The following is a 26,505-nucleotide window of genomic DNA, read 5'->3' on the forward strand; positions in this document are numbered from 1 at the left end:
GTAGCGATGCGCCTTTTGTCAGGTAGCCCGCGGTGTAGCGAATCGGGTAAAGCGTTTAGTTCAGTTTGAAATCGATGGGTACGCTGACCCAGCCATCAATCGGGTCATTGCCCTGTTTGGCCGGGACGAAGCTCCAGCGCTTGACCGCTGCCAGCGCGGCGTCGTCGAGCTGATCGCGGCCGCTGCTTTTCTGGATCTGGATTTCACCCGGCTTACCGGTGGCCAGCACGTGAACCCGCAGTAACACGCTGCCTTCCCAGTTGCGGCGCATGGCCAGGGCCGGGTATTCCGGTGCCGGGTTGTGCAGGTAACCGGCGTTGGCCGAAGCGGGCGTCACCGGAGCAGGCGCGGGCGGTGCGGCCGGTGCCGGTGCGGCGACAGGTTGTGGCGGCGGTGGGGCCGGGGGCTGCGGCACAGGCTTGGCCACGGGTTTAGGTGGCGGTTTGATCACCGGTTTGGGCTTGGGAATCGGCTTGGGCGGCGGTGGCTTGGTGGCCAGTTCGTCCTCCACGGGCGGTGGTGGCTCCTCCGGTTGCACCACGGGTTCTGGCGGAGGAGGGGGTGGTTCCACCACGGGCGGCGCAGGCTGGGAAAACTCGATCGTCATCGGTGGGATTTCCGGCGGTACGACCGGCAAAACAGGCGTGTGCGAACTGTTGATCCAATAGATCACTGCGCCGTGCAATACCAGCGCGAAAATCCCCAGCAATGTCGCTTCACGACGACTAAGGACCCGCCCCGGTGAGGTGTGCAACTTCGACAGCGCCAAAGGGCCTCGATAGACCCGGCCCAGGTCGAGCAACTCGCCGCCCGGCGCCTGGCGCCAGAGCACATCCAGTGCGCTCGCTGTTTGGGCATTGGCCATTGATTAACTCCTGGCTGTTTAAAGAAACGAAAAAGCGGCGCTTTCCGTCATTCATGTTCATGCAGTGACATAAACGCAATTCACACTGCAACGGTGTACGTGAGTGTGAGAGCAAGAGCCGTACCACAATTAACATACCCGTAAAAAGTGGATGTTTCAGTAGTGCACGCAGCCGGACTGTTGTGTCAGTGCCACTTTTTGTCGAATAACTGTTGTGCTGGATACAGTGTGCGTTATGAATGAATGCTTTTCTGGAATAAGGCGGCATGGCGTCTAGCGCAGTCGCTGCGCTGCATCGCTATGCCATTGTCTAATAAGTATATTCCCGATTGTTTCGTTCCGATTACGGTCGAGACTGATGATGAGCAGATAACAACATTAAAAGCACCGCGCTGACTGTTGGCAATCGAACACTGCGCAAACAAAGTGTCGAACCGACGGGTGTCTATGGCTGCATGCCCCCAGCAATATCGTTATAAAACACGTGGCATGAACCCTGCAAAGTTGCCCGAGAGCCAGAAAAACAATAAGTCACGCTCACACTTATTATTTGATCGGGGAGTAGGGATGTTTAGGTTGCAACGCTTCAATAAAAACACACGTCGTCTGGACCCGTTGGCCACCGCTTCAAGCCTGGGCCTGTTATTGATGGCGGTACATGGCGCGTCTTTGGCTGCGGAACCGGACACCGCGCAAGATCCTCGTCTGGCCACCGTCACGGTCACCGGTGCTCAGGCGACCGAGGCTCAGAAGGCTGAAAAACAATTGGCCAAGGTGCCTGGCAAGACCGCCGTGATCGACAACCGGGAAATTGAAAAAGGTCGCGCTTCCAACGCCGAGGACGTGCTGGCGCTGCAACCGGGCGTATTTGCTCAAGCCACCAGCGGCTCGGCGGCGAACAAGATTTCGATTCGTGGTTCCGGTTTGAATACCTTCTATCAAGGGTATGTATTGGGTATCAAATTCCTGTTCGACGGTTTGCCGCTGACAGGACCTGGCGGTACGCAGGAAGATATGCTCGACATGGCTGGCGTGGATCACACTGAAGTCTTGTACGGCGCCAATGCCTTTAACTATTCGGCATTGTCGCTAGGCGGTGCGATCAACTTCGTCAGCAAGACAGGCCGCACCGATCCGGGCAACTACGCTCGCTTCGAGGCCGGTAGCTACGGTTACCGCAAGCAGGTGCTGAGTACCGGTGGGGTGGTCGACAATGCCGATTACTACGTGAGCGTTCAGCACAACGAACGTGACGGTTATCAGCACGACACTTCCAGCGAAGGGCAGGGGATCGTGGCCAATTTCGGCTACGTGTTTAACCCGAAACTGGAAACCCGGTTCTTCCTGCGTTATCGCGAAGAAACCCTGACCCAAGGCAACACCCTGACCAAGTACCAGCTCAAACACGACCCGCGTAGCAACAACGTGCCGTTCGGCCGCAAGAAAGATGGCTCGACATTGGTGGGCAGCAAAACCACGTACACCTTCGATGACAACGCCAAGCTGGAAGTCGGGCTGGGCTACAACGACTACCCGTTGTTGAACGGCTGGCGATACTCGGCAACACCTCAGGACTGGCGTTCCAAGGACATCAACCTGACCCTGCGCTACCTGCGCACCGGCGACACATTCCTGGGCCTGAACAGCGACAGCACAGTGACGTTCAGCAACACCCGCGCAGACCTGGCTGACGTGAAGTCCCACTTCAGGGCCACGCGACTCAAACAGCAGGAAACTAACTACACCGGCTCGCGGGACACCGTGTTCTCGTTGGGCAACGAACTGCAACTGAGCGACAACGTATGGCTGTCCAGCGGCCTGTCGTTCATTGACGTCAAGCGCAAAGCAGAAATCGAATACACCAGTGGCACCAACACCACAGCGTTTCCCAACGGTGTGGAATATGAAGAACACGACATCGCGCCGCGCATAGGACTGCGCTACAAACTGACCCCGGAATTCGAAGTGTTCGGCAACGTCAGCCGCTCCATCGACCCGCCGGTCACCTGGCAGTTGGGCAGCACGGGCACACCCTACATTCGCGATGTGCGTCCGCAAAAAGCCAATACGGTCGAGTTCGGCATTCGCGGTGGGCACGGCATCTTCGACGGCAGCCTGACACTGTACCGTTCGTGGGTGCAGAAAGAGCTGTTGTCGGTGGTGGTGCGTCAGGCCACGGCCACACAGGATCAGTTGGTGGCGACGTCCAATGGCAGTCCAACCATCCACCAGGGCGTCGAGGCGGGCCTGAATGCCTTGCTGTGGGAAGGTGCGTCGGGCGATACGGTGACCTTGCGTCAGGCCTACACCCTCAACGACTTCCATTACCGTCATGACGCGACCTTTGGTGACAACGAACTGCCGGGGCTGCCGCGACAGGTCTACCAAGCAGAACTTGAGTACCGTCAGACAGGAGGCTTCTATGCCCAGCTCAACGCTCGGGCAGCTTCCAGTTACTACGTCGATTTTGCGAACAGTTGGAGTGCGTCTTCTTACACCCTCTGGGGCGCCAAGTTTGGCTACGAAGCGCCAAGCAAGAAGTGGGAAGTGTTCGTCGACGCACGCAACCTGACCAACGAACGTTATGCCACCGCCACCAATACCGCCTACGACGCGAATGGCCAGGACTCGGCCAACTTCTATCCGGGCGATCCGATCAACGTCACCACGGGTGTTGCGTTTCGCTTTTAAGCCCGACGGTTGCCCGCGCCAAAGGCAGGCAACCGTACCGTTGTCTGCCGCAATGACCTGAAAAGGAGAACAGGAATGCAACTGTATGTCGTGCGCCATGGCCAGACCCAAGCCAATCTCGAACATCGCTATCTGGGGGCTCTGGACCCTGGATTGACGGACACCGGTCGTGAGCAGGCCGTCAACTTGCGCATGGAGCTTCCTTCAGCGATAGACAGCATCGTGGTCTCGCCGTCGCTGACGTCGCGTGTGTTCTCGGGTTTTGGGAAGACGGTTGCGTTGGGAGGTGTCTATTCGGACGCTGACAGCATCGTTGTGCGCAGCGTGCCGTTCTTTGGAAAGATCCCGGGTTTGAAGTGGTTGTTCAACAGCACGTCGACGGTGAAGACGCAGACCGAGCTGGTTTTGTTCCTGACGCCGCGGCTGGTCGATGCCGATATATAACTATACTAAATATTCATTTAGTTTAGTTATTTCTCTCAGTCATATTGCGAGGGTAGGGTAGCTCATCTGGTGAGCTAGGCGTAGCTCATCCATGATCGCTAACGTTCATGCATGCACGCTAGCGTTCAAGAATGAGCTAGGGGTAGCTCAAATGACGGAGAATTTTTATGCAGCAGCACCTTACGCCTTGGATGATCGAAAGCGCTTACCGCTATTGCGAAGCCGCCAAACACCTGCTTACTGGGCACGATATGATGGCTGTTGCGCAGGTAAATGCTGCGATCGGCATGGAGATTTTGCTGAAAAGCTTCGTTGCAGTACGCAGGCAAGATTGCGGCTGACAAGCGCGTCGACAAGCACGATTTGCTCACGCTTTTCCATGCAGTGCCTGCTGATATCCGGTCGCGACTTCGATTCGACCAGGAGGAAGAATGGATTGAGCGTTATCGCAATGTTTTCACAAACGCTCGCTATCCATATGAGGCCAACTCGCCGAAAGGCTACAGCGACACGCTGGTTTACGTGCTTGGTCAGATGATCGAGAACGTCGTGAAGTGGTACCGCGAGCAAGGGTGCCGTGACCCGTTCATTGTTTACTACGGAATGACGCCGGCTGAATTCCAGCCTGAGGCGGCCAAGCAGGCCGATCCGTCATGAGCCTGACGCCCAATTTGGCCAACCCACGCCCCGGCAGCTCAACATGAAGATACGCATAATGTATATTATGTTAAATAAAACAATCGACCACCGAGTAAAGACGACTTTGCTGATGGGTTCGCCTTAAGGCATGCGTTAACGTGCCCGTCCAATTCCGGCCCAATCAAAGGACAGTCCGTGCCCGATACCACTCCAGTTACCACCTATGCCCCTGACCAGCCAGACCAGAGCATCCCCCCCCAGGCAACCGAAAACCGCCCGTTCTATGTCGTGTCCAGAGGTAAATTCCTTACTCTCTGGATTCTGTCGTTTGGCATGTACCAGCTCTACTGGGCTTTCGCGAACTGGAAGCAACTCGAACGCAGTACCGGCGAAAAGCTGTGGCCGATAGCTCGCGCACTGTTTTCGGTGTTTTTCACTCATTCCCTTTACCGTGAGGCCGATACTCACCTCAAGCGTAGTGGCAGTGATTTTCGGTGGAATCCCATGAAACTAGCGACGCTCTTCGTGATCGTGATGCTAATCGCTACGTTAGCCGAAGTTTTGTCGAGCCATAACATTGGTCTTCCCATTGTTGAACTACTGAACCTAGGGCTGCTGCCGGTCACTGGCTGGGTCACTTGGCTAGGCCAGCGTGGACTGAACGCTGCTGCTGGCGACCTTGAAGGTCGCAGCAATGCGCAGTTCACGCCTGTGAACTATGGGTTCATGATGCTGGGCACGTTACTGCTGGCGCTGGCGTGCTTAGGGCTAATCCTGCCTGCGGAGTGATCACTTAAATTAGTCCATTGACGGGGGCTGAATTCTTCACTCCCCGTTCTCGCCAGACACGCCCCCATACGATCGAATGTGTTCCTCACTGGCCCACAGGCGAGCACAGTTCAATCAGCACCGCGCGGATAGCGCACGTACGACACCCTCCAAAAAATCGTCCCACGCGACCTTGCAAAAGCCCGGCGAGCGTCTAGCTTTGTCCACAACCGTCGAATAGCCATCAAAATAATGTCGCGCAATCCTAAGGGTCTTTATTCCGCCTAAGCATTAATGCACTGCCTCACAGCACTGAAACGGAAATCAGTCATAAAACTATCAAGAGGGATGCTTGATGAAGAGTGGCCATTGGCGTCGTGTGCTCTGCAAAAGAGCGCCTGCCGGACATTTCTGGGTATCGCTTGTTTGCTTCGCCTTATTGGTGATCGTCAGCTTTCTCTTGTTCGAGCAGCCAATCCAGAACTTCCTGTCCCACCCTGAACTGTACCTGCCCGATACCCCCGCACAAAAAACCCAACTCGCCCTGTTGCTGATCGCTTTGCTGGCGCTGGATGTGTTGCTGCCAGTGCCCTCGAGCGTGGTGGCGTTGCTTGCCGTGGCTGCCTTGGGTGGCCTCGGCGGTTACCTGGTGATTTTCATCGGATTGTGCCTCGGCGCCTGGCTCGGTTATGCCCTGGGCGCCGGCTACTTCCGTGTGCTGTCTGGTCGCCTTGGCCTGCATCAGCGCACGCCGGGCCCACTGGCGCAGAAGCTCGGTACGCTGTCGTTGATCTGTCTGCGCGGCGTGCCCGTACTGGCGGAGACCTCGGTAGTGGCCGCAGGCATGCAGCGCTACCCACTGGGAGCCTTCGTCTTGGTCACGACCCTGGCCAATGCTGGCCTGGCCCTGGCCTACAGTGCCATCGGCAGCTTCCTGGTCGACGAGAACGTGCTGCTGGTCACACTGCTGGCGAGCATGGTGCTCCCAGGCTTGTTCATCGCCGGCTACAGCCTGTTACGCAAGTTGCGCAAACCTACTCCGCAGCCAGCCTTGCACGGACGCTTCGAGGTCAGCTACGACTACCCGGTACATTTCACCGACCACCTGTTCGACCTGCACAACCGCTGCCTGCATCAGCAACTCACCACCGGGCAGCACGGACGAGTCACGGTACTGATTTTCGCCGACGAGCATCTGCTGCAGTGCAACCGGCAGCTGCCTGGACAAATCGAGACCTGGTTCGCCAGCCATGCCCGCGACCTGCACCTGAAGGCCGCGCCCATCGCGGTGGCTGCCGGTGAGCTGAGCAAGACCGCCGAGGTGCTCCAGCAGCTGTACGCTGAAATGCTCAAGCACGGCCTCGACCGCCATTGCTACGTCCTCGCCATCGGCGGTGGCGCCCTGCTCGATTCGGTGGGATACGCCTGCGCCACCTTCCACCGCGGCATCCGCCTGATCCGCCTGCCAAGCACCGTGCTGGCACAAAACGACGCCGGCATCGGGGTGAAGAACGGTATCAACGCCTTCGGCCAGAAAAACCTGTTGGGCGCCTTCTACCCCGCCACTGCCGTGATCAATGACTTCCAGTTGCTGACCAGCCTAGGCCGCCGCGATCAGATCGCCGGCCTGGCCGAGGCTGTGAAGGTTGCGCTGATCAAGGACGAAGCGTTCTTCCAGTGGATGGAGGCGCACGCCGACGCCCTCGCCCGCTTCGATCATCCTGCCAGCCGCCATGCCATCCGCCGTTGTGCTGAGCTGCATCTGGGGCATATCACTGGTGCCGGCGATCCATTCGAGCGTGGCAACGGCCGTCCCCTGGATTACGGGCATTGGGCCGCGCACAAGCTGGAAAACCTCAGCCAGCATCGCCTGCGCCATGGTGAGGCGGTCGCCGTGGGCATGGCCTTGGATGCGCTCTACGCCAACGCTTTGGGATTGTTGAGCGATACCGACAGTGCGCGAGTGCTGAACCTATTGCACAGGCTTGGCTTTGACCTATGCCCAGCGGAACTGACCCTGAAGGATACGGCGGGACGCCTCAAGGTGATGCTCGGGCTGGAAGAGTTTCGCCAGCACCTGGGTGGCCAGTTGTCGATCCCTATGCTCAACCGCATCGGTGCCTCCATAGATCTCCATGAAATCGATGATCGACTGATGGAGCAGGCCTTGCTACGACTCTCCAGTCGCAGCAATGCCCCCGTGAACGTGAGCGAGGGGTACGCGCAATGAACCAGCCCCAGGCGAGTCTCAAGACCTGGATGACCCTGGGCCGGATTTCCAACTTGCCGACGGTGTGGACCAACGCCCTCGCCGCCGCGCTGCTGGCCAGCAGCGCCGGCGCCCTGGCGCCCCCGTCGTGGCGGGTCTGGGGACTGCTGCTGGCAATGCTGTCACTGCTGTATCTGGCCGGTATGTTGCTCAACGACCTGCTGGACGCCGAGTGGGACCAGCAACACAACAACCCCCGCCCGATCACCCTGGGCCTGGTCAGTCGCCGCCAGGTGCAATTGGCGACACTGATCCTGTTGCTGCTCGCCGGTGCTTCGGCAGTGGGCCTGAGCAGGCTGATCGAGCAGCCCCAGTGGTTGCTGGGCAGCGTGACCCTGCTGGTCGGCTGCATCCTGGGCTACAACCTGCTGCACAAGAAGTACGTGCACAGCGTCTGGCTGATGGGCGCCTGCCGCTCGGCGCTGTACCTCACGGCAGCGGCCAGCCTGGCGGTCCCGCCGCAACCCCTCTGGCTCTGCGCGATCCTGCTCGGCGCTTACATCAGCGGGCTCACCTACCTGGCCAGCCAGGAGCACCGCAATCGGTTGCTCAGCCGACTGCCTTTGCTGCTGATGCTCAGCCCCCTGGCCCTGGCGATCTACGCCGAGACCCTGTGGTTCTGGCCACTGCTATTGCTCTGGCTGGGCTGGCTCGGTCGTCACTACTGGGTGCATTTGGCCAATCCACAGCACGTGAAGGTGCGTGCCTTCATCGGTGCCGGTCTGGCGGCCCTCCCCCTGTTCGATGCCCTGGTGATGGCCGTGGCCAACCAACCCTTGGGCAGCCTGTTCTGCGTGCTGGTGTTCATCGTGCTTCCACACTTTCAACGCTGGATCAAACCGACATGAATACGAACATGGATGTCATCCCGCGCCAGGCCGCCCTGGTCGAGCTGAATCAAGCCTTGGACCGACTGCTCGACGCAACTGAGCTGCACTGGTGGCGACAGGCTCTGGAACGGCTTGCGCAATCACCTGACGCTACCACTGCGGCGATGCTGAGCAGCCACTGCAAGCGCCATCTGCGGGCGCGGTCGGTAGTCGGCGCCGAAGGCTGGAGCTGCGTCGAGCTGGCCCGCGCCCTGCTGCTGGCCGAGGTCGTCGGGCTGCAAGCGCCCAAGACCCGCCTTGCACTGCTGGAGCAACTCTTTCAATGGGGCGACGACCTGGAAAAGATCGCCCTGCTCAAGGTGCTCGATCACCTCGACAGCGACGGCTCCTGTCTCGATCTGGCCCTGCTCGCCGGTCGCACCAGCAACCCGCACGTGTTCGCCGCCCTGGCCCTGGACACGCCCTACCCGGCCCGTCACTACCCGGACCGGGCCTTCCATCAACTGGTGCTGAAGGCGCTGGGCATGGGCCTGGATGCCGCACGGGTGATCGGCCTGGCGCAGCGCCAGAGCGTCTCCTTGAACCAACTGGCCCTCGACCTGATGGACGAGCAGCTCGCCGCCGGGCGCCCGGTAGCCTCCAGCCTGCCGCAATTGATCGCCTTCGACCTGCTCAGCCCGGCGCAGCTTCAGCGCCTGACAGGCCTGTACCAGCAGCAGCGCCTGCCGGCGCACTGGCGCGAGCACCTCGCCGGCACCTGACCGATCCACCGCAAGACCCGTGTACCCGTCATCTCTGTGCCCTTGATGAGGATTCACCATGCCCAAGTATTTCGATCCGCATATTCATATGGTCAGCCGTACCACCGATGACTACCAGAACATGGCGGCCGCCGGCATCACCGGCGTGATCGAGCCCGCCTTCTGGCAGGGACAAGCGCGAACCAGCGTCGGCAGCTTCGCCGACTACTTCGACACCCTGCTGGGCTGGGAGCGCTTTCGCGCCAGCATGTTTGGCATCCACCACTTCTGCACCCTGGGCATCAACCCCAAGGAGGCCAACAATATCTGGCTGGCCCAGGAGGTGCTGGAAATCCTGCCGCGCTACCTGGTCAAGGATGGCGTAGTGGCCGTCGGCGAGATCGGTTATGACGACATCACGCCCGAGGAAGATCGCTTCCTGGCCATACAACTGGATTTGGCCAGGCAGTTCCAACTGCCGGTCCTGGTGCACACGCCGCACCGCGACAAGATTGGCGGGACAAAACGGACGCTGGCGGTGATTCGCGAAGTCGGCATTGCGGAGCACCAGGTGGTGATCGACCACCTCAACGAGCAGACCCTGCCGCTGGTGCTGGAGAGCGACTGCTGGCGCGGACATTCGGTCTATCCCAACACCAAGATGTCGGAACAGCGCATGGTCGCCCTGCTGCAGCAGTACGGCACCGAGAAAATGATCGTCAACAGCGCCGCCGACTGGGGCGTGAGCGACCCGCTTAAAGTCCCCAAGACCGGCCAGGCCATGCGCGATGCCGGCTTCACCGCAGCCCAGGTCGAGCACGTGTTGTTCGACAACCCGGTGGATTTCTTCGCTCAGAGTGGCCAGTTGGACAAGGCTCTGGTCAGCACGCCATTACCCATCGACCAGCGCAAGACCTGGCAGGAAAACTCCGCCCTGCGCGGCCAGGATCCGGTGGTCAAATGAGTCTGGTCCAGCGCTGGACAGCCGCCCAAGTCGGTTATTGCAGCAATGTGCACCCGACCCGTGATCTGGTCGGGCTGCACAGCTCTATCGAACGCCACTTCCAAGGCGTACGCCGCCTGCGCGGTCTGCCCGAACAGGACAGCGGCCTGTGGATCTGCGCCCAGGCCGCCGACCAGTTGCAAGACGCCTCGGCACGTCGTCGTTTTCTCGCACTGTTGCAAGACACTGGGCTGCGTCTGACCTCGCTCAATGGTTTTCCCTACGGCGAGTTCCACCAAGGCGCGGTAAAGGCCGAGGTGTACCTGCCCGACTGGTCCATGCCACAGCGGTTGAGCTATAGCCTGAACCTTGCCCATCTCCTGGCGCAGGCCCTGCCGGCGGATTGTCGGCAGGGGGTGATTTCCACCGTACCGCTGGGCTATGCCGCCGGCTGGAGCCCGGCCTTGCAGCAGCGCGCCGAAGAGCACCTGCGCCAACTCACCGCCGGGCTGGCCAGGCTGCATCGCGAGTGCGGCAGGAGGGTGGTGTTCTGCCTGGAAATGGAGCCGGACTGCGTGCTGGAGAACACCGACCAGGCCATTGCGTTCTTCAGCCATTGGCAAGCCAGTGACCCGCACCACGAATACCTGGCCCTGTGCTTCGACGTCTGCCATCAGGCCGTGATGTTCGAGGACTGCTATCGCTCGCTGGAGCGTCTGCGCCAGGCTGGCGTGCCGGTCGGCAAGATCCAGTTGTCCAACGCCATGATCTGCCGCCTGCCGGTGGATGACCCACAGCGCTTCTCCGAGGTGCTGGGCGTGCTCGGGGAGTTTTCCGAGGCCACCTACCTGCATCAGGTCAAGGCGCGGGACCCTCAGGGGCGCCTGAGCGCCTGGGCCGACCTGCCTGCCGCGCTGGCCGACTGCGCCAGCGACCCTGGACGCTACACCGAATTGCGCATCCATTTCCATGTGCCGTTGTTCAGCGAGCAGCTGTTGTTGCCGGAACTCAGCGCCAGCCAAGTCGCCCTGGGCCAGACCTTCGACTATCTGGCCGCTCACCACGACCTGCACCCGGTGCTGGAAGTGGAAACCTACAGTTGGGGCGTCTTGCCCGCGCAACTGCGACCGGCAGATGAGCAGGCGCAGCTGCGCGGTATCGCCGCAGAGTTGCACTGGGTCGAAGCGCAGTTGCGCCAGCGCCGCCTGCTGCCGGGACCACTGTGCGAGGAGCAAGCCGATGTCAGCCTATAGACCGCTGTTGCTGATCAACGTGGTCGGCCTGACGCCGTCCCTGCTGGGTGCGAACACGCCGCAGATCAACGAGCTGCTGAAGACCGCGCAGATGGCCAGCCTGCAACCGTCGTTTCCGGCAGTGACCTCCACCGTGCAGGCTTCGATCCTCACCGGCACGCCGCCTTCGCAGCACGGTATCGTCGGCAACGGCTGGTATTGGCGTGAGCAGGCAGAAGTGCGTTTCTGGCTGCAGTCCAACGCGCTGATCCAGGGCGAAAAGATCTGGGACACGCTCAAGCGTGAGCTGCCTGGCTTGCGCTGCAGCCAGTTGTTCTGGTGGTACAACATGTACGCCAATGTCGACGCCTCGATTACCCCGCGCCCGCATTATCCGGCCGATGGGCGCAAGCACTTCGGGCTGTATTCGTCGCCCGCGGGGCTGCACGAGCAGATCGAGGCGCAGATTGGCGAGTTTCCCTTCCCTAGCTTCTGGGGGCCTGCGGCGGGCATCGCCTCGAGCCGCTGGATCGTCGATTGCGCCCTGCTCGAGTTCCAGCTCAATCGGCCTGACCTGCAACTGGTCTACCTTCCCCATCTCGACTACAGCCTGCAAAAATTCGGGCCTGAACACCCCTCGATCGCTGCTGAGGTGCGCGCCATCGACCATGAAGTCGGGCGCCTGCTGCGCTTGGCCCGCGATCAGGGCGCTGCGGTGATGCTGCTCTCGGAGTACGGCATCGAGGCGGTCGGGCAATCGGTGTCGATCAACCGCGTGCTGCGCGAGCAAGACCTGTTGAAGGTGCGCCAATCGCTGACTTGGGAACTGCTCGACCCCGGCGCCAGCGCCGCCTTCGCCGTGGCCGATCACCAGATCGCCCATGTCTACGTCAAGCGCCCGGAGGATGTCCCGCGTATCAAGGCCCTGCTCCAACGCCAGCCAGGTATCGAGCAGGTGCTGGATCGCGCTGAACAGCGTCTCTGGCAACTGGATCATCCGCGCAGCGGCGAGCTGGTGGCGGTGGCCGCGCCAGGGTTCTGGTTCGATTACTACTACTGGGTCGATGAGCGCCAAGCGCCAGATTTCGCCCGTACCGTGGATATCCACCGCAAGCCCGGCTACGACCCGGTGGAGCTGTTCGTCGATCCGACCATCCGCTTCCCCAAATTGAAGGCGGCGCGCCGTCTGCTACAGAAAAAGCTCGGCTTTCGCTACTACATGGACCTGATCCCGCTGGACAGCGGTCTGGTCCGTGGCAGTCACGGCCGTCTGCCCGCCAGCGAGCAGGTGGGGCCCTTGCTGATCACCGATTGCGACCTGCCGTTGCCGCCCAGCATTGCGGCAACGGCGGTCAAACACCTGCTCCTTCGGCATTTCCTGGGGCAGAACCGAAACGACCTGGCCAATGCCAAGGAGCACATATGCGGCGAGCCATCTCAATAACCGTTCTCAGTACCGTGGCCGGACTGGCCCAGGCTGACAACATCAACCCGTTCAGTTGCAGCGATTTTCTCAACTTCAACGGCAATCAGGCACAGACGAACCTCCTGCTCAATGCCAGCAAGGAAACTCTGAGCTGGAACTGGTTCCGCTGTTTGAACCAGCCTGCGCCGAACGGCCTTGACCGGGTTTGGGAAACCCTCAAGCCCTCGGACCAGGTGTACTTGGCCGATGGCGCCAAGCCCACGCCCTACGGCACGCCGGTCACGCCTCCGGCAGCCGTGACGCAGGCCGCCGGCAAAATCCCGGGGATGAACCTCAACCGCGTCTTCCACAACCTCAATGCCACCCTGCAGGTCGATGGCCTGCCCCTGGAAATGGGCGGATCGGTGCCGGAATCGCAACGTGGCAAGCCGGTGCGCTTCCAGTTGTTGATGAGTGAGTCCACGTTCGATTACATCGTCGGCCAAGGCGTCTACAACATGAATGGCCAGCAAGCCTTGACCGGCGACCTGAACTTCCCGGCCACCTCGTGGGAAGCGAAGGCTGGCTGGTTGTGGATCGGCAGCGACACGACCTACCAGGCGCGACTGGCCAACGACGGCTACTACATCGCCCAGGCCTACTACCAGAACCAGGACGGCACCTACGAGGTCGGCTATGCCGCGCTCAGCGCCCTGCACGTCATCAACAAGCTGGTCCCAGGCTGGGTCTGGACCACCTTCGAGAACGTCAACAATCACTTGTACACCGTGACCAACGACATCCCGCCCAAGGCGATGACCAACAGCACCGGACCGACCCCGGCGGCGGCACTGGTGAACACTGCATTCCAGGCCGCTTACAAGGACCTGTCGCGCTACGAGCTGATCGGCACCCAATTGCAGACCAGCCCCAAGCTGCTGGCCAACTCGCAACTGGAGTCGGCCTTCCAGAGCCAGTCGTCGTGCTTCGCCTGCCATGGTACGGCGGCCTACTCGAAGGATGACGGCTACTTCAATTTCGCCCTCGGTGGCGATGCGGGCCAGGGGGGCATCGTCTATCCGATCGACCCAGTGCCGGCGTCCGATTTCAAGGGCTACCACAAACTCGACTTCGTCTGGTCGCTCAAGCGCGCCCAGTGGCAGCGTCCGTGAGGAAGATGACATGAGCGTACTGAATTTCCCTCGTATCTACCTGAAAGGCCACATGTTCTGGAACCCGCCAACCGGGAACAACAATGACATGTTCCCGCTCTACGACGCGGTGAACATGCAGATGAACTGGCCGTTCCTCCAGCACTACAACATCAACCCAGACAATGCCGGCGATCTGTTGGCCAATTGGATGATCACCCCTCAGGCGCTGGACGACGCACCGGACTATGTCCGCCAAGCGCCGCCCAACGCGCCCTCGCCGCAAAACCTCCACCCGATCATGATGCCCGCCGAGTGGGATCTATTCGGCGACAACGGTTGCGGTACGGTGACTTACAAGGACACCACGTCCACCGTCATCGGCGGCGAACTGCCCACTGGCGGCTACGTCGACAACGACCCGTTGATCACCCTGCCCTACAACCTGTATGGCAACCCGTTCGGCAGCACCAATCCGAGCCCGGCGCGCTTCGTCGACGTCAGCCCCTGGCAGAACACCTTCACGGCGCTGTACTTCGACAGGCTGGTGCTGGGCAACGACACCTGCGGCCTGACGGCCAAGCGCCAATTCCGCATGCTCGACCGCTTCCTCAACTTCAACTGGGGCGCTCTCGGCGGACTGAACTACGTCACCACCACGTGGCAGACCTGCTTCCCGAAAGACAACCTGAGCTGGGTGGTGGGCAACTCGGCGCTGCTCCAGACCCTCAAGGCACAGTTGGACCAGCCGGGTGTCCAGGGCCTGATGTTCCGTTTCTGCACCTACCTGACCTTCTACGACATGAACGGCGTATTCAATGACCAGCCGCCGATCAATGCCAAGTCCCAGAACAAGGTGGACATGGACAGGGTTCATGAGCTGTACCAGAAAGGCCTGAGCAACCCTGCGGACATCTTCTTCAACCCGGCCTACAGCTGCACCTCCGGCGTTCTCGGCCTGTGGCTCGACGGCGAGTACCCGACCGCTCCGGCCGGCGTACGCTTGGTGCCCGACGTCGCGATTGCCGTGCCTGCGCAGTACAAGCTGCGGCCCCCGACGATACAGTTGGGCGTCGCCTCGGCGCAGGTTCACGACAACACCCTGTCACTGGACCTGATGAATACCCTTCCGTTCATGCCCGCGACACCGCTAGCAGGTCAGGATCCCGCTGTTCCAATCGCGCAGAAACTGGATGTGGGTGCGTTCGACGTGGGCATCGATCAGAACGGCACCTTCGTGCCGGTCACGCATTTCAGCTACGCCGACTACCAGCAGGACCAGTTCGAGCAGCGCGCTGGCATCATCGACCTCCCCCTCACCCCGGCCCAGCAGACGCAATTGACCAGCGGTGCGCCGCTGGCGCTCCAACAGCAGACCACCGGAGTCCATGCCTCGAAACAGGTGGCCTGGACCGCCGAGGTGATCCAGAGCGGCAGCTTCATCGACGTGGGCGAAACCAGAACCCTGCAGATCATGGTGCAGAAAAACGGCGTTGCGGCGAAAAACACCCAGCTGCTGGTGGCGGAATACAACAACCCTTATCTGCTGGGTACCTCCAGCTATTACCTGGGCTTCAGTAACACGCCGAACTTCACCCTGTTCCAGGACTTCCCGGCCAACCGCGGGCAGAACATCGAAGTCTTGCCGCAGTTCGTCGGGGCCGCCGAGGTCGAGGCCTTGGTGACGATCGGCGCGGGTCGCAATCTGGTGGGCTTGTGCACCGACGCCTCGGCCACTGGCGGTACGGACGTCATGTACCAGGATTACAGCAAGACCCCGGCCGGCATCTCGCTCAACGCGTGCTTGACCTTGCAGAACGCCAAGACGGCCACCCGCTCGCTGCAGGCGCCAGCCAACGAACAGGTGAACTACAACTACGTGCAGATCACCACCGACGGCAACGGCATCGCCAGCGTGACCGTCACCGGCCAGCGCCCAGGCTTCCCGACCTTGCGTTTCTACCCCAACGAGGACGGCCAGGCCGACATCGTCTTCAGCTTCGACTATCTCAACGCCTATGTGGACTTTCTCGCCCCCCTGCGGGTGCTGCCGCTGGAGCCGGAGCTGCAGCAGGCGTTCGTCGACCAATGGAACCAGGTGTACCAGAAGAGCGATGCGGGGCAGCTCATCTGGGACAGCTTCATCTACCCGAGGATTTTCGAGCCCTACTACTATCTCTATCCGATCATGGGCAAGTACATGCCGCTCAACGATCTGTCGCGTATCGAGGGCGCTGTGGACCAGTTGATCCGCCTGATCAGCAAGCCGTACCAGGAAGAAAGCACCGTGGCGATGCCGATCACTCGGGACATGCCGCAAAGTCGTCGCTCGGTGCTGGAGCTGTGGGCGCAGAAGCTGGTGCAGCAGAAGTATCCGCCGCAGCCGTTGAGCATGGATGACTACAACCATCTGAAGGTCAACTGACCTCGGGCGCAGGGGGACAGGGATGCCCCCCTGCGCTTTGCCGGGTCAACGAACAGACTTCAAGCAGCCCTGCCTCAAGGGGATACAGGCCAATGACGATCCATATCCCGCAGCACCCTGATCAAACCCTACGCCCCACTTCGATCATCGCCGAAGGCCTGCGCAACCCTCGCGGGGTTCTTGCCGAGGCCGACGGCAGCCTGTTGCTGGTCGAAGCCGGCACGGGCCTGCCCGGTGATCCGTTCACCGGTCGCATCAGCCGCCTGCCGGCCGACCCGCAGACCCCCGGCGGCTATTTGCCGCGTGAAACCCTGGCCGAAGGCTTCCGGGCCATGAACATGCAGGCACGCATGCTGCGTGACGAGATCATGGGTTTGTCGGATCTCGCCTGTGGCGAGGGCCGCTGCCTGGTCAGTCAGACCGACTACGTTGCCGGCTCGAAACTCCTCGACCTCCGCTTCAGTCCGCCCGAGCCGGTATGTCACAGCCAAGGCAACCTCAATGCGTTGTGCTATCACCCCGGCCTGCATCGCTGGCTGGCGGTCAAGCCCGATACCAACGAGCTGGTCGCGCTGCGTCCCGGCGAGCAGGAGCGGGTACTGGTGAATCTGCCGGACCTGGACCGGGGCCAGGAGGCCGTTCCAGTCACCCTGGTATACGAACCGGCAACGACTGCAGTGCTGATCAGTCTGTTCTCCGGCGAATTGCACAGCGACCCGGCGCGTAAAGGCGTGGACTTTGCCGACAAGGCCGGCCAGGTGATCCGGGTCTGGCCCGACAACGGGCACATCGAGGTGCTGATCGATGGTCTGCAATTGCCCACCGGCCTGGCCGTCGATGCGCAGGGCAACGTGCTGGTCCTGGAGCTCTGCGCCAGCTTGCAGCAACCGTTGGCTGCCGACTGGAGCGGCGAAGCCGTGCATGGCGGCTTCACCCGTTTCAGCGGACGCCTGCTGCAGTGCGACCTGCACACAGGCGCGGTGAGCGTGCTGGCCCACGAACTGGATACCCCGTCGAATCTGTGCCTGGTGCAAGGTGCAGTGCTGATCAGCGAGGGCATGGGCCTGTCCGGCCGGCCGCTGCCTACGCCAGCGGGCGGCGTGGTCGCCCTGGATGGCCGGTTGCGTAAGGTCTCACTGCAAGCGCTCCCCTGACACAGCACACGCCTGCCGCCGCCGCAAATGAGGCACCCACGCACCTCTCCCGTCATTCGGCCTCACCGCCTCATGAGCTTTAGCGCAGATTGCGAAGGGCAAATCCTGCGCTGAAGCTCATGAGGCAACGGCTGTTCGCCTTTCCCATTCAGTGCGTGCGTCAGAAATACCTCTGTCAAGAACCCGACGGAAGGCGCCTCGAAAACCTCAAGTCCAGGGGCACAGGGCAGATAACCCCTCTATCGTTAAATCCGAAACATCTTCCAAGGACGGAACCATGACCCAGCGTCACTCCACCCTCCTCCCCGCTCCCGCCCAGCCGCGTTTTCTCTGGTTCGCCTTGATCCCTGTGCTGCCCGCAGTGGTGTGGCTGCTCACGCAATCCACCTCCACGGCCAACCTGCTGGCCTGCACGGTGCTCGTGCTGATCGGCCTGGGCGTCGGCGTCTTGAGCGCGAAATCCCAGGCCGAGGCGATTCGCCGTGCGCAGGCATTCGCGCTGGATCACGTCACGGCGCAGGCAACGCAGGCCAACACAGCTTCGCGTGCCCAGCTCGACGAGGTGCTGCTCGGCGCGATGCCGATCTGGGCCAAGCAGGTGGAAAGCTCGCGTCAGCAGACCGAAGAAGCGATCGTCTCACTGGCCAACCGCTTCACCGGCATCGCCCAGCGCTTGCAGGACACCGTGCAGGCCTCGCAGCACGCCGCCGGCGAACTGGATGGACAAAACGCCGAAGGCGCGCTCAAGGTGCTGGCGCGCAGCGACAGCGAACTGAGCCAGGTCATCGAATCGCTCAAGGCCACGCAGACCAGCCGTGACCAGACCCTGTCCCAGGTCCGCAGCCTTACCGCCTACACGGGTGAACTGCGCACCATGGCCGCCGATGTCGCCGCGATCGCGGCGCAAACCAACCTGCTAGCCCTTAATGCAGCCATCGAAGCCGCGCGTGCCGGTGAGGCCGGACGCGGCTTCGCGGTGGTGGCCGATGCCGTGCGCAGCCTGTCGAGCAAGTCCAGCGAAACCGGTCAGCAGATGTCGGCCAAGGTCGACATCATCAACAACGCCATCACCCAGCTCGTTCAGGCCGCGTCCAACAGCGCCGAGCAGGACGGTCTCTCGGTGAGCGAATCCGAGCACAGCATTCAGCAGGTGCTCGAACGCTTTCAGAGCGTCACCGGGCGCCTGGCCGACTCGGCCGACCTGCTGAAGCAGGAAAGCTACGGCATCCGCGACGAGATGACCGAGGTGCTGGTCAACCTGCAATTCCAGGACCGTGTCAGCCAGATACTCAGTCATGTGCGCGACAACATGCACGATTTGCACGAACACCTGCAGCAAGCCAGCCAGGCGCCGGACCAGGCCGTGGCGGTCGATGCCCGCCAGTGGTTGGCGCGCATGGAGGCCACCTACGCCACCGACGAACAACGCCGCAACCACCATGGCAACGCGGCCGAACAGCAGCATTCCCAAGACATCACCTTCTTTTAGGAAGTACACCATGGCGAAGAACGTATTAGTGGTCGACGACTCCAGCAGCGTACGGCAGGTGGTGGGCATTGCCCTGAAGAGCGCCGGTTACGAGGTGATCGAAGCCCGCGATGGCCAGGACGCCTTGAGCAAGCTCACCGGACAGAAAGTGCACTTGATCATCAGCGACGTGAACATGCCGAACATGGATGGCATCACCTTCGTCAAGGAGGTGAAGAAGCTGGCCAGCTACAAGTTCACGCCCATCATCATGCTGACCACCGAGTCCCAGGAATCGAAAAAGGCCGAGGGCCAGGCCGCTGGAGCGAAAGCCTGGGTGGTCAAGCCGTTCCAGCCGGCGCAGATGCTGGCGGCGGTGTCCAAACTGATCCTGCCCTGAGCGTCGTGGACCAGGAGTCCTGCATGCCTATCACTCGCGAAACGCTCGACGGCACCGCCCGCCTGGTCATCGACGGTGAGCTGACGATCTACACCGTGGCCGAGCTGGCCGCTGCGCTGCTGCCCGAGATGGGCGCAACAGCGCGTGTGCAGCTCGATCTGTCCCAGGTCACGGAAATGGACGGCGCCGGCGTGCAACTGCTGGCGGTCGTCCAGCGCGAAGCCAGCGCTGCCGGTACGGCCTTGACGCTGACCGACCAGAGCCAGGCGGTCAAACAGGCGTTGCAACTGTGTCGTTGCCTCGTCTAGCCCTCGCCATACGCTGTTCAATCATCGACAAGGACCGTTCAGGTGAGCATCAATCTCGATCAGGCACTGCAAACCTTCATCGTCGAGGCGCGCGAACTGTTGCAGGCCATGGAGCAATCCTTGCTGCAACTGGAAAGCGAACCGGGCGACGAGGATGCCATCGGCGCGGTGTTTCGTGCCGCCCACACCATCAAGGGCTCTGCCGGGCTGTTCGGGCTGACGCCGATCGTCACGTTCACGCACATCGTCGAAGATGTACTCGACCGGCTGCGTGACGGACTGATAGCGGTCGATGGCGCACTGATCGCCGTACTGCTCAAATCCGGCGACCACATGCTGGAGCTGATCGAGGTGGTTGCCAGCCGGGGCGAAGCGCTCTCGCCCGCCGCCGTTGAGCGCGAAGACGCGTTACACCAAGCGTTGAATGCCTATCGGCACGTGGATGCCTCGGTGACTGGACTCGAAACCGAACCCTCCGCTGCAAGTGAAGAAGGCCAGGTGCTCTGGCATATCTCGCTGCGTTTCGGCGAGGACGTGTTTCGCAACGGCATGGACCCGCTGTCTTTCCTGCGCTATCTCGAAACCCTAGGGCAGATCGTGCAGTTGCGCACCCTCACCGAGCGCGTTCCAGACCTGAGCCGTTGGGATCCTGAAAGCTGCTACCTGGGCTTCGAGCTCGATCTGAATTCCAGCGCCGGCTACGCCAGCCTCAACGAAGTCTTCGATTTCGTGCGTGAAGACTGTGACGTACACATCAGCCGCATCGATGAGGCGAGCGAAAGCGCTCCAGTCTCCGGCACCGAGCTGGTCGTCCAGGCCGAGGTCGCGCCTCTGGCGGGCACGCCCCAGCGCGTGACGGCGCCTGCCGAAGGCAAACCCCGCGACGGTAACTATGTGCGGGTCAACGCCGACAAGCTCGACGAACTGATCAACCTGGTGGGCGAGTTGGTCATCGCCAGCGCCGGAGCGAGCCTGCTGGCCCGTTCGTGCGACAACGACCCGTTGCAGGAAGCCACCTCCAGCGTGTCGGGCCTGGTCGAGGAAATCCTCGACAGCGCCCTGCACCTGCGCATGATCCCCATCGGCGACACCTTCAATCGCTTCCGTCGGGTGGTGCGCGATGTCAGTCAGGAACTGGGCAAGGACATCGAGTTGATCATCAGCGGCGCTGAAACCGAGCTGGACAAAACGGTGGTCGAGAAGATCGGCGATCCGTTGATGCACCTGCTGCGCAACGCCATGGACCATGGCATCGAGAATGCCCAGGCGCGGCAGGCGGCGGGCAAACCGAGCAAGGGCCACCTGAGGCTCAATGCCTATCACGACTCCGGCAGCATCGTCATCGAAATCGCCGACGACGGCGCTGGCCTCAACCGTGAGCGCATTCTGCACAAGGCGCAGGAGCGCGGCCTGGTCGCCAGCGGCGCGACACTGACCGACCAGGAGATCTACAACCTGATCTTCGAGCCGGGCTTCTCCACTGCCGAAGCGGTGACCGACCTCTCCGGACGCGGCGTGGGCATGGATGTGGTCAAGCGCAATATCACCCTGTTGCGCGGCACCGTCGATCTGGACAGCCGTCACGGCCAGGGCACGCTGGTGCGCATTCGCCTGCCGCTGACCCTGGCCATCATCAATGGCTTCCTGGTCGGGATCGATCAGTCCACCTATGTGATCCCGCTGGACATGGTCCAGGAATGCATCGAACTCGACGAACACCAGCCGGTGTCGACGCGCGACCAGGGCTACCTGGATTTGCGTGGCGAGGTACTGCCGCTGGTGGACCTGCGCGAGCACTTCAACCACGAGGGTGCGCCTGCGCGGCGCCAGAACGTCGTGGTGGTGCGCTATGCCGAGCACAAGGCCGGGCTGGTGGTGGACGAACTGCTCGGTGAGTTCCAGACCGTCATCAAACCCCTGGGCAAGCTGTTCGGGGCACTGCGCGGCATCAGTGGCTCGACCATCCTGGGCAGCGGTGCGGTCGCGCTGATCCTGGACGTCCCTGCCCTGCTCAATCAAATCGTACAACTGGAAGCCCGCCCGGCTCCGGCGTCCCAGGCCCTGTCGGGCACCACGCGTTGACGTTATTGCACTTCCATGGAGGTTTCCCCGATGAAATGGTTCTATGACCTGAAAATATCCACCAAGTTGATCAGCGCGTTCTTGCTGGTCCTGGCGCTCACCGCGGTAATGGGGGTCTTCGCCATCGTCCAGTTGGGCGCCGTCAACCAGGCGGCGCAGGACATCAAGAGCAACTGGATGCCGTCGATGCGCGCGGCGGCAGGCATGCGCTTTTTTGCCGCCAACTATCGCCTGAAGGAAAACCGCAGTCTCGGCACTGAAATCGCCGAACAGAAAGCCCAGGCCGAGCTGGAAGCGGCCGATGCACGCAAGGAATTCGAGACTCGGCTGGAAACCTACGAAGGCCTGATCGTCAGTGATGAGGATCGGCAACTGCTGTCGAACGTGAAAAGCGCGTGGGCCGAGTACCTCAAGGCCAGTGCGCGACTGTTCGAGCTGTCCCGCCAGAACCAGGAAGCGGAGGCCCGCAGCCTGATCAGGGGCGAGTCCAAGACCCATTTCGACGAGGTCACCGGCCACTTGCAGAAGATGGTCGAACTCAACGACGCCGGTGCCACCGCCGCCGGTGACAAGGGCACCGCCCTGTATGAAAGCTCGCGCTGGTCGATCATCGCCGTGTTGATCGCGGCGCTGCTGATCGGCCTGGGCCTGGCCTTGTTCATCGCCCGGATCATCGCCCGCCCGTTGCGCCAGGCTGCCACGGCAGCCGAGCAACTGGCCGAAGGCAACCTCAGTGCCCATATCGAGCCCGGTGCGAAGGACGAAACCGGCATGGTGCTCAATGCCATGCGCAATATGGTCGGCAAGCTGGCGCATATCATCGGCGAAGTGCGCAACGCCGCCGACAACCTGGCCAGCGCCTCGGAGCAGGTCAGCGCCACTGCGCAGTCGATGAGCCAGGCCACCAGCGAACAGGCGGCCAGCGTCGAGGAAACCAGTGCATCGGTGGAGCAGATGAGCGCCAGCATCAACCAGAACACCGAGAACGCCAAGGTCACCGATGGCATGGCCAGCAAGGCGGCCAAGGAAGCCACCGACGGCGGCGACTCGGTACAGCAGACGGTAGTGGCGATGAAGAAGATCGCCCAGCGCATCAGCATCATCGACGACATCGCCTACCAGACCAACCTGCTTGCCCTCAACGCCGCGATCGAGGCCGCGCGGGCCGGCGAGCACGGCAAGGGCTTCGCGGTGGTGGCCGCCGAGGTGCGCAAGCTCGCCGAGCGCAGCCAAGTGGCCGCCCAGGAAATCGGCGAGCTGTCTTCGAGCAGCGTCGAGATGGCCGAGAAAGCCGGCAAGCTGCTGGACGAGATGGTGCCGTCGATCAACAAGACCTCCGACCTGGTGCAGGAAATCAGCGCGGCGTCCGAGGAGCAGGCCGCAGGCGTCGCGCAGATCAACACCGCGATGACCCAGCTCAACCAAGTCACCCAGCAGAACGCGTCGAGCAGCGAAGAGCTGGCCGCCACCGCCGAGGAAATGAGCAGCCAGGCCGAGCAGTTGCAACAGGCCATGAGTTTCTTCGTGCTGGATTCGACCACCAAGGCCGTGGCGCAGGGCAACAATGTCGACAGCAGCGGCAAGCTCGCCCGCCCCTCGCCACGCCCGGTCCAGCAGGCACCGCGCAAGGCCTTCGCCTACAGCATGGCCGGTGCGCCGGACGAGTCGGAGTTCACCCGTTTCTGATCAGGGAATTGGCACGGGCCAACCAGGAGAACCCTATGGGCGCAGTCATCGCCACCCGTCAGACCGCCAGTGCGGCGGACGAGGATGGGCAGTACCTGACCTTCATGCTCGGGGGCGAGATGTTCGCCATCGGCATTCTGGGCATCAAGGAGATCATCGAATACGGCAGCCTGACCGTGGTGCCGATGATGCCCGCCTTCGTGCGCGGCGTGATCAACCTGCGCGGCGCGGTGGTGCCGGTGGTGGACCTGTCGGCGCGTTTTGGCCGGCCCAACTCCACCATCACCCGGCGCTCCTGCGTGATCATCATCGAGGCCAGCACTCAGGAGGGGCAGCCCCAGGATCTCGGGCTGCTGGTCGATACCGTCTCGGCCGTGCAGGAAGTACCGGCCGCGCAGATCGAACCGCCACCCAGCTTCGGCGCGCGGATTCGCGCCGACTTCATCAGCGGCATGGCCAAGGTCGATGGCAAGTTCGTCATCGTCCTGGCCGTGGACAAGGTGCTGTCCATCGATGAGATGTCCAGCCTGGCCGAGGCCGGCCAGTTGCCGGCGCTTGAAGCCGAAGGCCGGTGAGGCGCGACCATGACCGACACCTCATCACTCGACGACCGGGAGTTCGGTCAATTCCAGGCCTGGCTGCACCGCGCAGCCGGCATCAACCTGTCGCCGGCAAAAAAGGCACTGGTGGCCGGGCGTCTGTTCAAGCGCCTCAAGCACTATGAGCTGGACAGCTATGGGGACTATTTCAAGCTGATCATGGGCGATCAGCGCAAGGGCGAGCTGCAGGTGGCCCTGGATTTGCTGACCACCAACGAAACCTATTTTTTCCGTGAGCCCAAGCACTTCGACTTCCTGCGCCAGCAGGTGCTGCCCAAGGCAGCGCCAGGCAAGGTGTTTCGGGTGTGGAGCGCGGCGAGCTCCTCCGGCGAAGAGCCCTACAGCCTGGCGATGACCCTGGCCGAAGGCTTGAATACCACGCCTTGGGAGGTGATCGGTTCGGACATCAGCACCCAGGTGCTGGCCAAGGCGCGCAGCGGGCACTACGCCATGGAGCGTGCCAGTACCCTGCCCCAGCCGCTGCTGAGCAAGTACTGTCTGAAAGGCATTGGCCGCCAGGAAGGTACATTCCTGATCGACAAGTCGCTGCGCAACCGGGTCAATTTCATCCAGGTCAACCTCAACGAGCCGCTGCCTGGGCTGGGCGAGTTCGATGTGATCTTCCTGCGCAACGTGATGATCTATTTCGATCAACCCACCAAGCGCCAGGTGGTCGCGCGTTTGCTGCCCCAGCTCAAGCCCGGCGGCTACTTCATCATCAGCCACTCGGAAAGCCTGCACGGCGTGAACGACACGTTGAAGCTGGTGGCGCCGTCGATCTATCGCAAACCATGAAAACAGCCACGAAAACCACCGAACTGATCCTGGCGCCCGGTCAAGTCAGCTTCGCCACGCGCCCGCTGCGGTTGCGGACCCTGCTCGGCTCCTGCGTGGCATTCACCTTGTGGCACCCGCAACGCCTGATCGGCGGGATGTGCCATTTCATGCTGCCGGCCCGTACCCGCCGCGACCAGCCGCTGGACGGCAAGTACGCCGACGAGGCCCTCGAGCTGCTGCTGCGCCACGCCAGGGCCCACGGCACGCGGGCGCGTGACTATCAGGTGAAAGTGTTCGGCGGTGGCGAGATGTTCCCTGAGCAGCATCGCCACCTGCCTGATCAGGACGTGGCCAGCCTGAACATCCGTGCAGCCTTGGCCTTGGCCGAACGTCATCACCTGCACCTGGCCGCCCAGGACATGGGCAGCACCGGCTACCGCACCATCCTCTTCGACCTGTGGACCGGCAATGTCTGGGTCCGGCACCAACCAATGGGAACCCTGCGTAAAGATGCCTACCAAAAAAATCAGCGTACTGCTGGTCGATGATTCGGCTGTAGTGCGCCAGGTGCTGTTGGCGATTCTCAACGAAACGCCGGACATCCGCGTGATGGGCGCCGCTTCCGATCCGATCTTCGCCATGGACAAACTGGCGCGCGAATGGCCGGACGTGATCGTGCTGGATGTGGAAATGCCGCGCATGGACGGCATCACCTTTCTCAGGAAAATCATGGGCGAGCGGCCCACGCCGGTGGTGATCTGCTCGTCACTGACGCAAAAAGGCGCGGAAACCTCCTTGCAGGCGCTCTCGGCCGGCGCGGTGGAGATCATCACCAAACCCACCACGGGGCTGAAGAGCTTTCTGATGGAGTCCGCCGCTGAGTTGGTTGGGGCGATACGTGCAGCGGCGAACTCCAATGTCAAGAACCTGGGCAGGCGTGTGGTGCGCCCTGCGCCGATGGCTGCGCCCGCGAGCAAGCTCAGCGCGGACGCTATCCTGCCCGCCGCGGGCGGCCAGGCCATGGCACAGACCACCGAACGCATCGTCGCCATCGGCACGTCCACCGGTGGCACTCAGGCACTGGAAACGGTGCTCACCGCGCTACCGAGGGTGTGCCCGGGCCTGGTGATCGTGCAGCACATGCCGGAGAAATTCACCGCGTCCTTTGCCGAAAGGCTCAACAGCATCTGTCAGATCGAAGTGCGTGAAGCGCGCAACAATGACCGGGTGTTGCCCGGCCTGGCGCTGATCGCGCCGGGGGGCAAGCACCTGATGGTGACCCGCAGCGGCGCCTACTATCACGCCCAGGTGGTCGAAGGCCCACTGGTGAACCGCCATCGGCCGTCGGTCGACGTATTGTTTCGCTCCGTGGCCCGCTTCGCCGGCAAGAACGCGACCGGCATCATCATGACCGGCATGGGCGACGACGGTGCACGCGGCCTTAAAGAGATGCTCGACGCCGGCGCCGCCACCGTCGCCCAGGACGAAGCCAGCTGCGTGGTATTCGGCATGCCCAAGGAAGCCATCAAGCTCAATGCCGCCCAGCGCATCATGGCGCTGGGCGATATTCATCAGGCGATCGTGCATAAGTGAGTGGCAAGGCCAGGGTGATTGGGCTGTCGACTGAAC

The 26,505-nt window shown here is 61.9% G+C and carries 22 protein-coding genes and 1 pseudogene; 22 read left to right on the forward strand and 1 reads right to left on the reverse strand.

Annotation, left to right across the window (positions count from 1 at the left end):
• Positions 1-55 precede the first annotated feature (55 nt).
• Positions 56-865 (reverse strand): energy transducer TonB, encoded by an 810-nt coding sequence (locus Q6A47_RS09940; RefSeq protein WP_029612013.1) that lies wholly within the window; start codon positions 863-865, stop codon positions 56-58.
• Between the two features lie 567 nt (positions 866-1,432).
• Here Q6A47_RS09940 and Q6A47_RS09945 point away from each other — a divergent pair.
• The 22 genes and pseudogenes from Q6A47_RS09945 to Q6A47_RS10055 all read left to right on the forward strand — a co-directional run bounded on the left by Q6A47_RS09945 (position 1,433) and on the right by Q6A47_RS10055 (position 26,469).
• On the forward strand, positions 1,433-3,556 hold the full coding sequence (locus tag Q6A47_RS09945; RefSeq protein ID WP_304484201.1) for a TonB-dependent receptor family protein: 2,124 nt from the start codon (positions 1,433-1,435) through the stop codon (positions 3,554-3,556).
• Between the two features lie 75 nt (positions 3,557-3,631).
• Entirely contained in the window at positions 3,632-4,000 is a 369-nt protein-coding gene (locus tag Q6A47_RS09950) for a histidine phosphatase family protein (RefSeq protein WP_029612015.1), read from the forward strand.
• 167 nt (positions 4,001-4,167) lie between these two features.
• Positions 4,168-4,657, forward strand: a pseudogene (locus Q6A47_RS09960) (hypothetical protein).
• 177 nt (positions 4,658-4,834) lie between these two features.
• Positions 4,835-5,428, forward strand: a complete 594-nt coding sequence (locus Q6A47_RS09965; protein ID WP_304484204.1) for a hypothetical protein — start codon at positions 4,835-4,837, stop codon at positions 5,426-5,428.
• Positions 5,429-5,762: 334 nt separating this feature from the next.
• Complete coding sequence (locus Q6A47_RS09970) at positions 5,763-7,637, forward strand: 3-dehydroquinate synthase (protein ID WP_304484205.1); 1,875 nt, start codon at positions 5,763-5,765, stop codon at positions 7,635-7,637.
• Positions 7,634-8,524 carry a UbiA family prenyltransferase gene (locus Q6A47_RS09975; RefSeq protein WP_039577880.1) on the forward strand — a complete coding sequence of 297 codons (891 nt, stop codon included), beginning with the start codon at positions 7,634-7,636 and terminating at the stop codon, positions 8,522-8,524. Before Q6A47_RS09970 ends, Q6A47_RS09975 begins: the two co-directional genes overlap by 4 nt.
• Positions 8,521-9,267: an EboA domain-containing protein gene (locus Q6A47_RS09980; RefSeq protein ID WP_304484206.1), complete on the forward strand. Its 747-nt coding sequence runs from the start codon at positions 8,521-8,523 to the stop codon at positions 9,265-9,267. Before Q6A47_RS09975 ends, Q6A47_RS09980 begins: the two co-directional genes overlap by 4 nt.
• Positions 9,268-9,325: 58 nt before the next feature.
• The gene (locus tag Q6A47_RS09985; protein ID WP_304484207.1) at positions 9,326-10,210 is read left to right on the forward strand and encodes a TatD family hydrolase; all 885 of its coding nucleotides are present in this window, start codon (positions 9,326-9,328) and stop codon (positions 10,208-10,210) included.
• The gene (gene eboE / locus Q6A47_RS09990; protein ID WP_304484208.1) at positions 10,207-11,442 is read left to right on the forward strand and encodes a metabolite traffic protein EboE; all 1,236 of its coding nucleotides are present in this window, start codon (positions 10,207-10,209) and stop codon (positions 11,440-11,442) included. The genes Q6A47_RS09985 and eboE overlap by 4 nt, the downstream gene beginning before the upstream one ends.
• Positions 11,429-12,865, forward strand: coding sequence for an alkaline phosphatase family protein (locus tag Q6A47_RS09995; RefSeq protein ID WP_304484209.1), 1,437 nt, complete (start codon positions 11,429-11,431; stop codon positions 12,863-12,865). Before eboE ends, Q6A47_RS09995 begins: the two co-directional genes overlap by 14 nt.
• Positions 12,844-13,998: a hypothetical protein gene (locus tag Q6A47_RS10000; RefSeq protein WP_304484210.1), complete on the forward strand. Its 1,155-nt coding sequence runs from the start codon at positions 12,844-12,846 to the stop codon at positions 13,996-13,998. Before Q6A47_RS09995 ends, Q6A47_RS10000 begins: the two co-directional genes overlap by 22 nt.
• Positions 13,999-14,008: 10 nt before the next feature.
• Positions 14,009-16,402 (forward strand): hypothetical protein, encoded by a 2,394-nt coding sequence (locus tag Q6A47_RS10005; protein ID WP_304484211.1) that lies wholly within the window; start codon positions 14,009-14,011, stop codon positions 16,400-16,402.
• Positions 16,403-16,494: 92 nt separating this feature from the next.
• Positions 16,495-17,556 (forward strand): hypothetical protein, encoded by a 1,062-nt coding sequence (locus tag Q6A47_RS10010; RefSeq protein WP_116888315.1) that lies wholly within the window; start codon positions 16,495-16,497, stop codon positions 17,554-17,556.
• 577 nt (positions 17,557-18,133) lie between these two features.
• Entirely contained in the window at positions 18,134-19,045 is a 912-nt protein-coding gene (locus Q6A47_RS10015; protein ID WP_369811456.1) for a methyl-accepting chemotaxis protein, read from the forward strand.
• 10 nt (positions 19,046-19,055) lie between these two features.
• Positions 19,056-19,424, forward strand: a complete 369-nt coding sequence (locus Q6A47_RS10020) for a response regulator (protein WP_029612024.1) — start codon at positions 19,056-19,058, stop codon at positions 19,422-19,424.
• A 23-nt stretch (positions 19,425-19,447) separates the two neighbouring features.
• A complete protein-coding gene (locus Q6A47_RS10025) occupies positions 19,448-19,732 on the forward strand; it encodes an STAS domain-containing protein (protein WP_295482042.1) in 285 nt (94 codons plus the stop codon).
• Between the two features lie 42 nt (positions 19,733-19,774).
• A complete protein-coding gene (locus Q6A47_RS10030; RefSeq protein ID WP_304484213.1) occupies positions 19,775-21,814 on the forward strand; it encodes a chemotaxis protein CheA in 2,040 nt (679 codons plus the stop codon).
• Positions 21,815-21,844: 30 nt separating this feature from the next.
• Positions 21,845-23,500: a methyl-accepting chemotaxis protein gene (locus Q6A47_RS10035; RefSeq protein ID WP_304484214.1), complete on the forward strand. Its 1,656-nt coding sequence runs from the start codon at positions 21,845-21,847 to the stop codon at positions 23,498-23,500.
• A 35-nt stretch (positions 23,501-23,535) separates the two neighbouring features.
• Positions 23,536-24,075, forward strand: coding sequence for a chemotaxis protein CheW (locus Q6A47_RS10040; protein ID WP_039577851.1), 540 nt, complete (start codon positions 23,536-23,538; stop codon positions 24,073-24,075).
• 9 nt (positions 24,076-24,084) lie between these two features.
• Positions 24,085-24,894 (forward strand): CheR family methyltransferase, encoded by an 810-nt coding sequence (locus Q6A47_RS10045; protein WP_304484215.1) that lies wholly within the window; start codon positions 24,085-24,087, stop codon positions 24,892-24,894.
• Positions 24,891-25,424, forward strand: a complete 534-nt coding sequence (gene cheD, locus Q6A47_RS10050) for a chemoreceptor glutamine deamidase CheD (protein ID WP_029612029.1) — start codon at positions 24,891-24,893, stop codon at positions 25,422-25,424. The genes Q6A47_RS10045 and cheD overlap by 4 nt, the downstream gene beginning before the upstream one ends.
• Positions 25,387-26,469 carry a protein-glutamate methylesterase/protein-glutamine glutaminase gene (locus tag Q6A47_RS10055; protein WP_304484216.1) on the forward strand — a complete coding sequence of 361 codons (1,083 nt, stop codon included), beginning with the start codon at positions 25,387-25,389 and terminating at the stop codon, positions 26,467-26,469. The genes cheD and Q6A47_RS10055 overlap by 38 nt, the downstream gene beginning before the upstream one ends.
• The last annotated feature ends 36 nt before the right edge of the window (positions 26,470-26,505 follow it).

The organism is Pseudomonas boreofloridensis (genome assembly GCF_030580795.1).
Taxonomy (GTDB): Bacteria; Pseudomonadota; Gammaproteobacteria; order Pseudomonadales; family Pseudomonadaceae; genus Aquipseudomonas; species Aquipseudomonas boreofloridensis.